General features: G+C 69.5%; 8 protein-coding genes and 1 pseudogene. 2 read left to right on the forward strand and 7 right to left on the reverse strand.

Annotated elements, in window-relative coordinates; translation table 11 throughout:
• Nucleotides 1-311: 311 nt before the first annotated feature.
• The 5 genes from MFF58_RS18885 to MFF58_RS18905 form a co-directional block, all read right to left on the reverse strand.
• Nucleotides 312-1,994: an MFS transporter gene (locus MFF58_RS18885; protein ID WP_373323360.1), complete on the reverse strand. Its 1,683-nt coding sequence runs from the start codon at nt 1,992-1,994 to the stop codon at nt 312-314.
• A gap of 252 nt (nt 1,995-2,246) precedes the next feature.
• On the reverse strand, nt 2,247-3,929 hold the full coding sequence (locus tag MFF58_RS18890) for a cation acetate symporter (protein WP_238290368.1): 1,683 nt from the start codon (nt 3,927-3,929) through the stop codon (nt 2,247-2,249).
• Entirely contained in the window at nt 3,926-4,297 is a 372-nt protein-coding gene (locus MFF58_RS18895) for a DUF485 domain-containing protein (protein ID WP_238290369.1), read from the reverse strand. Before MFF58_RS18895 ends, MFF58_RS18890 begins: the two co-directional genes overlap by 4 nt.
• A gap of 135 nt (nt 4,298-4,432) precedes the next feature.
• Nucleotides 4,433-6,379: an acetate--CoA ligase gene (gene acs / locus MFF58_RS18900; protein ID WP_238290370.1), complete on the reverse strand. Its 1,947-nt coding sequence runs from the start codon at nt 6,377-6,379 to the stop codon at nt 4,433-4,435.
• 777 nt (nt 6,380-7,156) lie between these two features.
• Nucleotides 7,157-9,628: a PAS domain-containing sensor histidine kinase gene (locus MFF58_RS18905; RefSeq protein ID WP_238290371.1), complete on the reverse strand. Its 2,472-nt coding sequence runs from the start codon at nt 9,626-9,628 to the stop codon at nt 7,157-7,159.
• Between the two features lie 272 nt (nt 9,629-9,900).
• Here MFF58_RS18905 and MFF58_RS18910 point away from each other — a divergent pair, with 272 nt between their 5' ends.
• Together MFF58_RS18910 and MFF58_RS18915 are read left to right on the forward strand one after the other, a co-directional pair.
• Complete coding sequence (locus tag MFF58_RS18910; protein WP_238290372.1) at nt 9,901-10,389, forward strand: phasin; 489 nt, start codon at nt 9,901-9,903, stop codon at nt 10,387-10,389.
• Between the two features lie 133 nt (nt 10,390-10,522).
• Nucleotides 10,523-10,873, forward strand: coding sequence for a hypothetical protein (locus MFF58_RS18915; protein ID WP_238290373.1), 351 nt, complete (start codon nt 10,523-10,525; stop codon nt 10,871-10,873).
• Nucleotides 10,874-10,957: 84 nt separating this feature from the next.
• On the opposite strand, the gene MFF58_RS18920 is transcribed toward MFF58_RS18915, so the two are convergent.
• Nucleotides 10,958-11,605, reverse strand: a complete 648-nt coding sequence (locus MFF58_RS18920) for a L,D-transpeptidase (RefSeq protein ID WP_238290374.1) — start codon at nt 11,603-11,605, stop codon at nt 10,958-10,960.
• Nucleotides 11,606-11,736: 131 nt separating this feature from the next.
• Nucleotides 11,737-11,914 (reverse strand): annotated as a pseudogene (locus MFF58_RS18925) (transglutaminase family protein); the annotation flags it as partial.

An 11,914-nucleotide genomic window follows, 5' to 3' on the forward strand; every position in this document is an offset into this window, starting at 1 on the left:
GAGGCCCGACGCAGGTCGCCGACGACGTGGATCGGCTGTTCGATCGACGGTCGCCCTCTGAGGTGCCGAAGCACAGCGGCGGCGTCGAACGGGCTCGACAGGATGAGGGGGGATGGGACCGCGTGACCGGCCCCTGGCTGGTACCGTATGGATCGTGCCCCGCGGCGCGCGGGATGGGCCGGCCTCGGCCGGTACCAAGCGTACCGGCCTTGTCGCGTGTCGCCCGCGCCCGGCCATGAACGGCGACGCCCAGGCCGCGTGTGCGGCCTGGGCGCCTGGAACCGGAGATCGCCTGGAACGCGCGGCGCCGCTCAGGTGTCCGCGAAGATATCGCGGTCCTTGGTCTCGGGCACGAAGATGAGACCGATGATCACGGTCGCGACCGCGATGACGATCGGATACCAGAGCCCGTAATAGATGTCGCCGGTCTGGGCCACCATGGCGAAGGCGGTCGCCGGCAGCAGGCCGCCGAACCAGCCATTGCCGATGTGGTAGGGCAGCGACATCGAGGTGTAGCGGATTCGCGTCGGGAACAGTTCGACCAGCATGGCGGCGATCGGGCCGTAGACCATGGTGACGAACAGCACGAGGACGAAGAGCAGGCCGATCACCTTGGCGACCTGCGGCCGGAAGATGTCGAACGGGTTCGACATCTTGACGATCTCGGGATCGCCGGCCTTCGGATAGCCCGCCGCCTGAAGGGCCGCGGAGGTGGCCTTGTTGGCCTCCGCGTTGCCGCCCTGCGGGTATGGGATCTCGGTGTCGTTGACCCGGATCGTGGTGGGCTGGCCGGCGGCGCCCGGCGCGGTGGCGTAGCGCACCGACGACTTCGACAGGAAGTCGCGGGCGAGGTCGCAGGGCGCCGAGAAGACGCGCGTGCCGACCGGGTTGAACAGCGTGCCGCAGCTCGCCGGGTCCGCCGTCACGGTGACCTTCACGTTCTCGATCGCCGCCTCCAGCTTCGGATTCGCCGTCGAGGTGATTCCCTGGAAGAGCGGGAAGAACGTCGCCGCCGCGATGGCGCAGCCGGTCAGGATGATGACCTTGCGGCCGATCTTATCCGAGAGCCAGCCAAAGACCACGAAGAAGCCGGTGCCGAGGAGCAGCGACCACGCGATCAGGAGATTGGCCGTGTAGCCGTCGACCTTCAGAATCGATTGCAGGAAGAACAGGGCGTAGAACTGGCCCGTGTACCAGACCACGCCCTGGCCCGCGACGAGGCCGAACAGGGCGATGATCGCGAACTTGGCGTTCCGCCACTCGCCGAAGGCTTCGGTGAGCGGCGCCTTCGAGGTCTTGCCCTCGTCCTTCATCTTCTTGAAGGCCGGGGATTCGGAGAGCTGGAGGCGGATCCACACGGAGATGCCGAGCAGCAGCACCGAGACGAGGAACGGGATGCGCCAGCCCCACTCGGCGAAGGCCGCTTCACCGGTGAAGCTCCGGGTCGCCAGGATCACCAGCAGCGACAGGAACAGGCCGAGGGTCGCGGTGGTCTGGATCCAGCTCGTGTAGAAGCCGCGCCGGCCGTTCGGGGCGTGCTCGGCCACGTAGGTCGCCGCGCCGCCATACTCGCCGCCGAGCGCGAGGCCCTGCGCGAGCCGCAGGACGATCAGGATGATGGGGGCCGCGATCCCGATCGTGGCCGCGTTGGGCAGCACGCCGACGATGAAGGTCGACAGGCCCATGATCAGGATCGTGACGAGGAAGGTGTACTTGCGCCCGACGAGATCGCCGATCCGGCCGAAGACCAGCGCGCCGAAGGGCCGGACGATGAAGCCGGCCGCGAAGGCCAGGAGGGCGAAGATGTCCCGCGTGGCCGGCGGGTAGGCGGAGAAGAACTGCGCGCCGATGATCGCCGCCAGGGAGCCGTAGAGATAGAAATCGTACCACTCGAACACGGTGCCGAGAGACGATGCGAAGATCACGCGCTTCTCGGCCGAACTCATCGGCCTCGCGACATCATCCGTCCGCGCCGCCGCGGTTGCCACAGCCATGACCCGATCCTCCCAAACGCCACTTGTCCCCGGTCTCAACCGGGGACACGCTGATGAACGGCTCTCGCTCGCTTTGCGCGATGCGCAGATCACCTATGCGTTACCGGAAGTCAGGCGGCGGTCAATTGGTAAAGTGTTCGTGATCGGGCTCATCAACATGGCTGCTTGCGGATGGCGGTCCCGCGCGGTCCGCAACGAAGAAGGGCGCGGCTCGCGCCGCGCCCTCCGGGCCGTTCCGATGGATCGGGTCGGTCAGTGCGCGTGCGCGCCGGATGCCCCGATGCCGGTCTCGGAGCGCACGTATTGCGCCTCGAAGGCGGCCCGCTCGCGCTGGGCGCGGCGGGACCGGTCCATCAGCGACACGATCCAGATCGTCGCGAAGGCGAGGGGCATCGAGAACAGGGCCGGGTTGTCGTAGGGGAAGAGCGGGGCGGGATTGCCCAGCGTCGCCACCCAGACCGCCTTCGACAGCACCACCATGATGACCGCCGTGAGCAGGCCGACGAGGCCGCCGGCGAGCGCGCCCCAGGTGGTGGTGCCCCGCCACAGGATCGACATGGCGAGGACTGGGAAGTTGCAGCTCGCCGCCACCGCGAAGGCCAGACCGACCATGAAGGCGACGTTCTGGTTCTCGAAGACGTAGCCGAGGTAGATCGCCACGATCCCGATCACCACGGCGGAGATCTTCGACAGGTTGACCTCGTGCTTCTCGGTGGTGCGCCCGCGGGCGATCACCTGGGCGTAGAGGTCGTGGCTGATGGCCGAGGCGCCCGCGAGCGTCAGGCCGGCCACCACCGCCAAAATGGTGGCGAAGGCCACGGCGGAGATGAAGCCCAGGAAGTACGGGCCGCCCACCGCGTTGGCGAGGTTCACCGCCACCATGTTGGTGCCGCCGATCATGTCCTTCAGCTTGTCGAAGGCGCCGGCCGGGCCGAGCTTGAAGTAGCTCGGATCCGACATCAGCAGGGCGATGCCGCCGAAGCCGATGATGAAGGTCAGAATGTAGAAGTAGCCGATCAGGCCGGTGGCGTAGAACACCGACTTGCGCGCGGCCTGCGCGTCGGAGACCGTGAAGAACCGCATCAGGATGTGCGGCAGGCCGGCGGTGCCGAACATCAGGCCGACGCCCAGCGAGATCGCCTCCACCGGGTTCGACACGAGGCCGCCCGGCGCCATGATGGCGTCGCCCTTCGGGTGGACCTGCACGGCGTTGGCGAACAGCGCCTCGGGATTGAAGCCGTACTTGAACAGCACCGCGCCGGCCATGAAGGTCGCGCCGCCCAGCAGCAGGCAGGCCTTGATCACCTGCACCCAGGTGGTGGCCTTCATGCCGCCGAAGGCGACGTAGACGATCATCAGCACGCCGACGATGATCACCGCGTAGAGGTAGGGCAGGCCGAACAGGAGCTGGATCAGCTTACCCGCGCCGACCATCTGGGCGATGAGGTAGAAGGCGACCACCACGAGGGTGCCGACGGCCGAGATGATCCGGATCGAGGTCTGGTCGAGGCGGAAGCTCGCCACGTCCGCGAAGGTGAACTTGCCGAGGTTGCGCAGGCGCTCCGCGATCAGGAACAGCACGATCGGCCAGCCGACCAGGAAGCCCGTGGAGTAGATCAGCCCGTCGAAGCCCGATGTGTAGACGAGGCCGGAGATGCCGAGGAACGAGGCCGCCGACATGTAGTCGCCCGCGATCGCCAGCGAGTTCGTTCCGGCCGAGATCCCGCCGCCCGCCGCGTAGAAATCGGCGGCCGACTTGGTGCCCTTGGCCGCCTTGTAGGTGATGCCCAGCGTCAGCAGCACGAAGAACAGGAACATCAGGATAGCCGGCCAGTTCGTGGCCGCTTGCTGCACGGCGCCGAGATCCGGTCCGGCGGCGTAAGCCGCGCTCGCCGCGATCGTGGCGAGCGTCAGGCCGAGGAGGACGCGGTTCATCGGGCGACGCTCCGCTTGAGGGCGTCGCTCAGCGCGTCGAAGCGCGTGTTGGCCCGGGCCACGTAGATGCCGGTGAGCGCGAAGGCGAACAGGATCACGAACACGCCCGCGAACAGCCCGAGGGAGGCGGTGCCGCCGACCTTCACGGCGAGGAGAGACTTGTCGAAGGCGATCAGGCCGATGAAGCCGAAATAGACGATCAGCATCAGGATCGTCAGGGTCCAGCCGAACTTGGTGCGCTCCGACACGAGCTGCTGGAATTCCGGGGTCCGGGCGATCCGCTCGACCTGCGGATCGACGTCTGTTCCAAGGTTGCGTTGTCCCGGGGGCGTCGTGCGCCCTCGAAGGTCGAGTGTCGTGCCGCTCATGGCTGTTCCTCCCGCGAGGGCACTCCGGCCCTCCGGTTCGTCGCGTTGAAACTTCGTGGTTCTTGTTGGAGACGGGCGCCGCACCGGCACCCGCCTCGATCCGATGCCGCCCCGCATCCGGCGGCGCGGCGCCGATCAGGCCCGGTTCTGCCGGTTCTCGATCAGGTCCTCGACGACGGCCGGCTCGGCGAGGGTCGAGGTGTCGCCGAGCGAGCCGAAATCGTCCTCGGCGATCTTGCGCAGGATCCGGCGCATGATCTTGCCCGAGCGGGTCTTGGGCAGGCCGGGCGCGAACTGGATCAGGTCGGGCGAGGCGATCGGACCGATGTCCTTGCGGACCCAGGTCACGAGCTCCTTGCGGAGGGCGTCGTCGCCCTCCTCGCCGTCGTTCAGCGTCACGTAGGCGTAGATGCCCTGGCCCTTGACGTTGTGCGGGTAGCCGACGACCGCGGCCTCGGCCACCTTCGGATGCGCCACCAGCGAGGATTCGACCTCCGCGGTGCCCATGCGGTGACCCGAGACGTTGATGACGTCGTCGACCCGGCCGGTGATCCAGTAATAGCCGTCCGCGTCGCGGCGGGCGCCGTCGCCGGTGAAATACTTGCCCGGGTAGGTCGAGAAGTAGGTCTGCTCGAAGCGCTCGTGGTCGCCGTAGACGGTGCGCATCTGGCCCGGCCACGAATCGGCGATGCAGAGGTTGCCCTCGCAGGCGCCCTGCAGGACCTTGCCCTCGGCATCGACCATCTCGGGGCTGACCCCGAAGAACGGCCGGGTCGCCGATCCGGGCTTGAGGGCGGTGGCGCCCGGGAGCGGCGTGATCAGGATGCCGCCGGTCTCGGTCTGCCACCACGTGTCGACGATCGAGCAGCGCCTGTCGCCGACGACGTTGTAGTACCACTCCCAGGCTTCCGGATTGATCGGCTCGCCGACCGAGCCCAGCACCCGCAGCGACTGCCGCGAGGTCTTCTTCACCGGCCCCTCGCCGCCGCCCATCAGCGAGCGGATGGCGGTGGGCGCCGTGTAGAAGATGTTGACCTTGTGCTTGTCGACCACCTCCCAGAAGCGCGACGTGGACGGGTAGGTCGGGATGCCCTCGAACATCAGCGTGGTCGCGCCGTTCGCGAGCGGGCCGTAGACGATGTAGCTGTGGCCGGTGACCCAGCCGACGTCGGCGGTGCACCAGTACACGTCGCCTTCGCGGTAATCGAAGACGTACTGGTGGGTCATCGAGGCGTAGACGAGGTAGCCGCCGGTGGTGTGCACCACGCCCTTCGGCTGACCCGTCGAGCCCGAGGTGTAGAGGATGAAGAGCGGGTGCTCGGCCTCCACCGCCTCGGCGGGGCACTCGTCGGTCACCTGCGCGGCGGCCTCGTCGTAGTAGACGTCGCGCCCGGCTTCCATGGCGACGCTGCCGCCCGTGCGGCGCACGACGATCACGTGCTCGACGAGGTCCGAGCCCAGACGCTTGATCGCCTCGTCGACATTGGCCTTAAGCGGGACCCTGCGGCCGCCGCGCAGGCCCTCGTCGGCGGTGATCACCACCTTCGAGGTGCAGCCCTGGATGCGGGAGGCGAGGGAATCGGGGGAGAAGCCGCCGAACACGATGGCGTGGATCGCGCCGAGCCGCGCGCAGGCCAGCATCGCGTAGGCCGCCTCGGGGATCATCGGCATGTAGAGCGTGACGCGGTCGCCCTTTCCGACGCCGCGGTTGCGCAGGACGTTCGCCATCCGGCAGACCTGCGCGTGCAACTCCCGGTAGGTGATGTGCTTGGACTCGTCCGGGTTGTCGCCTTCCCAGATGATCGCGGTCTGGTCGCCCCGGGTTTTCAGGTGCCGGTCGATGCAGTTGTACGCGACGTTGGTGGTGCCGTCCTCGAACCACTTGATCGAGACCTTGCCAGGCTCGAAGCTGGTATTCTTGACCTTGGAGAACGGCGTCATCCAGTCGATGCGCCTGCCGTGCTCACCCCAGAAAGCGTCAGGGTCGGTTACCGACGCCTCGTACATCTGCCGATACTTGGCATCGTCGACGTGAGCGCCCTCACGCCAAGCGGTCTGCACCTCGATGACCTTGCCTTCCATGGCGTCCCATCCCTGTTTTGGTGCCCGATCGTATCGCGGCCTTCGCCGCGCTGCCAGGACTTCCAAAGTAATGTAGCCTATATTCTACGCCGGCGGTATTATCGCCTTTTTGGCGACGCGTGTTCCGAGATCACTAAATAAATTGGGCACAATGTAAGGGGTGATTGAAGCCTCGGCGGTGCGCTGTCAACCCGAGCGTGCGGGTATCCCACGGTACACGACGCACGACCGCGGCGGCGCGACGCGGTCCTCCAACCAACCCCTTCATCCTCAGGTGCCGAAGCGGCGCGGTGGGCGCGAGGAACGGCGTCAACCAGCCTTGCGAGTTATGGAGTCGTCCTCCGAGGTCCGCTGCGCTTGCACTTCGGGCGGTGCGGGACGGTGGGACGGCCGATCCGTGGCGGCCCCATCTTCGGGTCGTGCGCCGTCAGGCCGTCCAGGCCCCTCGCGTGGAAGACCATCAGCGAGAGCCCGGCTGAGATGGGCTCGGTCTGCTGCGGGCAACACCGCGGGCGGTTTCATCAGCCACGCCGTCGTTCCGGGGCGCGGCAGGCGAGCCTGGCATCGGGAGCCGCCGCCGGCGCAAGGTCTCGATGGACCGGTGGCTCCGGATCTTGGATTCCGACCGGCGGCCCCAGGATGGCGGGGGCGCGAGCGTCGACGCGGGGGGCGGTCGCCGCGGCGCTTCTTCGCGCCGCCGGCCGCGCACCATCCGCGTACACCTTCGCGCGATTCCGATTCGTCCGCCGCCCCGAAGGGTGGCCGACCGGTCCGGCCTCAGCCGTTCGCCGCCCTCCGCGTCGGCATGATGATCTCGACGAGCGTTCCGTCCTCGGCCCGGGCCGACAATTCGAGACGGCCGCCATTGGCTTCCACGAGCGCGCGCGGCAGGGCCAGTTTGTCCTCGACCTCCCCTGCGGGATCGACGGTCCGCGATCCCGCGCCGGCGCCCGTGTCGCGCACCCGCAGGGCGATGGCCGCCTGCTCGGTCGAGCCGGTGGACACGATGATCTGGCCCCCGGCCGTCGAGCGCCGGATGGCATGCTCGATCACCAGGGATGCGGCGCGGCTGACGGAGCGCTCGTCGGCCTCGAGATCCGCCAGATCCGACGAGAAGCTCGTCCGCACGACGATGCGTCCCCGCGCCGCCTCGGCCTGGAGCCGGGCGACGCAGCCGGCCGCGACGTCGTTGAGATCGAGGGCACGCGGTTCGAGCTGCAGGGACCCGGCCTCCACGGCGGCAAGATCGAGGAGCGTCCCGACGCGCTCGAGCATCGATTCGCCCGATGCCCTGATCTCGGCCAGACAGCCGCGATAGCGGGGGTCGCCCAGCGGGCCGAACGGCTCCTTCAGCATCGCGTCGGCCAAGTCGATCATCCCGGTCAGAGGCTCGCGGAATGCCCGGTCGAGGCGGACCAGGGCTGCGCCCGACTGTCCCGAGGAATCCCCGGCCACGGTCCTGGAACGGGCGGATGGCCGGTCGAGGACGGCCACCCGGCGTCCGTCGCCGCGCGCGGCCCTCACGTCGAGGGCGATGGCGCGCCCGGCGAGCGACACGGCCAGCGGCCCCCGGATGGCGCCGCGCACGAGATCGGCGACGGTCAGCACGCTCGCGCGATCGAACAGGGCGACGAAGCTGCCGCCGACGACCTCGCGCGGATCGCAGGAGAACAGATCGGCCGCGGCCCGGTTCACGGCCACGATGCGCCCGGCGCCGTCGAGGGAGACCACGCCGGTCTCGAGGGCGTTCAACGCGGCCTCGGCGCTGGCCGTACGCTCGGCCTGCGCCGCGCGAGCCAGACGTTCCGCCGTCAACGCGTCGGCAGCGTCGGCCTCTTCGAGCGGACGCACGATCAGGCATTCGGCGGGGGCATCCGCCCACCGGCACGGACCGTTGCGTGCTTCCACCGGTCGAGCGCTTCCGTCGGCGGCGGCGAGGGTCGTCCGGCGCGCGGCCGCATCCGCGCCCGTCGCCTGCGACAGACCCGGGAACAGACCAGCGAGATCGGACGCCACCAGACTCCCGGGATCGGCGTGGCCAGTCAGCTCCAGGAGCCGGCGGTTCGCCGCGAGGATCACACCGTCGCGATGAACCAGCGCCGGCACGGGCAATCCTGCAAAAATCCCCGCATCCGCCGCTGAGGTCGCGGGAGGGTGCATCTCGGGGGGGGCGGCCTGCGGTCCTGGGAACGGCATGATCGCGCCGCCCTCCGGCCGGGGGGCCTCCGCATCCGCTCCGACCTCGTCGCCCGCGTAGCGCGCCCCGAGTGCGCGCGCGATCTCGCGGAAAGCGGCGTGCTCGTCCGTGGACAGCGACGTGTCGACCGGGCTCGCGTCTCCGGTGCCCTGCGGCGGCGCGGGCTCAGGCACCGGCGCGGGCTCAGGCACCGGCGCGAACTCTGGCGCGGGCGCGGGCTCAGGCACCGGCGCGGGTGGTGCGATCTCGGGAACGGGAACCGACCCCGTCGCGGGGCGGGCCGACGGCGCGTTGCGGATCAGGCCGAATCCACCGAAGCCCGAGAAGGCCGCATCGCCCCGCCCCAGCGGGGCGCCCGACAACTCGACCTGGAACGAGCCGGCGTCGACGGTCAGGGTCGCCCGCTCGCCGCGGAAGGTGCGCCGCTCGCGCAGGGCCGCCAGAACCCCGTCCGCGCCGGCGATCCGGCCGACCTCCGCGAGGGCGTGCACCGGATGGCCGACCAGATCCGCCAGGCCGTGCGGACCCGTGAGCGTCGTCAGGATTCCCGCAGCATCGACGCGCCAGAGAAAGCGGTCCACCCGCTTCGGCGCCTCCCCGATGGACGCCGGCGTCGGCGGCGTCTCGGGCGTCCGCACCCCGTCCGTGGGTGCCGGTCTCGCCCGCGGCAGCGCCACCGGTGCCGTGGGGATCACCAGGATCGCGGGCTCCCCGCCGTCCTGAAGGCCGCTGGCAAGCCAGCAGAGCACGGGCGGCGCGATACGGCGCGGGTCGAGGCGCAGGCGGGCGAGCCGCGGCGCGGCATCCCCCGGCGCGGCGGCCGCGACCTGAGCGGACAGCGCCGCGAGCCCGGTGCCCGCCAGGGCCCGCGCGAGGGGACGAGCCTCCTCGGAGGCGAGCAGAATGCGCCCTGCGCCGGGATCGATCACCAGATGGATCGACCCGGGCTTTTCGAGCGCCGCCGTCACGTGCGGCAGCCGCGCCCACGCCGCGAACGCGGCGGCGAGCCCCGGCCCGGCCGCGCCGGCAGTCGGTGTCAGTGTCGTCTCCAAAGCCCGCGACCTCGAGAACCCACGTCCGAACCCACGTCCAATCAATCCCACGTCCGATCCCTGTGCCCGGGGCGACCTGCCCGAAAAACGCACGCGACCGACGCGTCTTTGTAAACTCCCTTACGCCGTGACGCTGGACTCTGGCACCAACCGTCACACGTTTACGTCATGTCAACCTTACCGCCATCGGCGCGGGTGGCATATGGTGCCGAATCGGTTATTTTGCACCGCACAAAGCGCCATCCACAGACCAAGACGAGAGGAGACGAGACATGACCAACCCCCCGAACTACGAAGTTCCGACCGAGATGCGCGACTTCGCCGAGAAGAGCGTCGAGCAGGCCCGCAAGGCCTTCGACAGCTTCATCGGCGCGGCCCGCCGCACCGCCGACACCGTTCAGGGCTCGGCCGAAGTGGCGCGGTCCAACGCGCTCGACGTCTCCTCGCGCGGCTTCGAGTACGCCGAGCAGAACGTGAACGCCGCCTTCGATCTGGCGCAGAAGCTGGTCCGCGCCAAGGACATGCAGGAGGCGATGCAGCACCAGGCCGAGTTCGTCCGCAGCCAGTTCGCCGCCATCCAGGCGCAGGCCAAGGAGTTCAGCGGCCTCGCCCAGAGCGCGATGCAGCAGGGTGCCGAGCGCGCCAAGTCGGCGATGCAGCAGGGTGCCGACGAGGCCCGCAAGGCGATGGAGCAGGGCCAGGACGCCGCCAAGCAGACTGCCCAGAACGCCCAGGATGCCGCCGAGCGCGCGTCGCACTGAGACCATCCGCGACGGGGCCAAGCTTCGGCCCGCCTCCGGTCGTCCGGGGGCGGGCCGTCTCGTTTTCGCCGGTATTGCCCCCGAGATCCGCGCTGCGGACGGGAATGATCCGCGCCGAGTGAAGGGTCTACGGATGCGCCTTACTGTCTCCGGCCGGACCGGCCAAGGCCAGCCGCTCCGCCTGTGCGCCGCGGTGCTGGCACTCGCCGCCGCGCTGCCCGGCACGGCTGCGCGGGCGCAATATGTCGATCGGCCCGGTTACGACGAGCCGGCCTACGAGCGGGGTTACCGTCGGCCGCCCCGGCGGACTGAGCGCGAGCCGGTCGGCTTCAACTGCGACGCCGTCCAGCAGGGCATCTCCGGACCGAAGCCGTTCTCGTGTCCGCTCCCCGGGCCGCGGCCGCTCGGCGTGCGCTGCTTCTGTGATCTGCCGATCGCCTCGTTCAGCCCGCCGCAGACCGCGGTCGGTCAGGTCGTCCCCTGACGCAAGCGGCCGCGGATCCGGTGAGGATCGCGCGGCCGAGATCGCCGGGGAGGCGCGCGTCCGCCGCGCGCCGGAGCCGTCCGCTCAGTTCAGGACGACGACCTTGGCGCCGACCCGCACGCGCTCGTAGAGGTCGGTGACGTCGTCGTTCGTCATCCGGATGCAGCCCGACGAGACCGCCTGGCCGATCGTATCCGGCTCGTTCGAGCCGTGGATGCGGTATTCGGTGCTGCCGATGTACATCGCGCGGGCGCCGAGGGGGTTCTCGATGCCGCCGGCCATGTAGCGCGGCAGGTCGGGGCGGCGGGCGATCATGGCCTTCGGGGGCGTCCACGACGGCCACTCACGCTTGGCCGTGATGGTGTTGGTGCCGCTCCAGCTGAAGCCCGGGCGGCCGACTCCGACGCCGTAGCGCAGGGCCTGCCCGTTGCCGAGCACGAGGTAGAGGCGGCGCTCGGCCGTCGAGACCACGATCGTGCCCGGGGCGTAGGGTGCGTTGAACGCCACGACCTCGCGGGGGATCGGCTGGACCTGGGCCTGCGGCGCGGACTGGACGCCCTGGCCGTAGCCGGGGGCGTACGTGCCCTGGTAACCGTACTGACCCTGATCGGAGTAGTACTCGTCGGTGTTGTCCGTTCCGAAGGGATCGTACGACGAGGCCGCGAGGGCGGGCGTCGTGGCAAGAACAGCGGCGCCGAGGAGCGCGGCGAGAGCGGTGACCCTGGTCTTCATGAGTGGCCTACCTGTGCAATAACCTTTGCCATTACAAGCGTGAGCATAGGCTGGCAGTTCCACGCACGAGCCGATAATTTGCTGTACGGAGGAATACGCAGGCCGGTTCGGCCGTGCCGGGGCGGCGCCGTTCACTCCACCTCGTCGGTGTGGACGTCGAACCGCGCCAGATGCGCGTAGCCGAAATTGGTCGAAATGGCGCAGTCGGTGGCGTCGCGACCGCGGGCCATGACGATGCGGCCGATGCGCGGGCGGTTGTGCCGGGCGTCGAACGTGTACCAGCGCGGCCCCTCCGGCCCGTGAAGATAG

Origin of the sequence: Methylobacterium longum (genome assembly GCF_022179385.1) — a bacterium.
Classification (GTDB): Bacteria; Pseudomonadota; Alphaproteobacteria; order Rhizobiales; family Beijerinckiaceae; genus Methylobacterium; species Methylobacterium longum.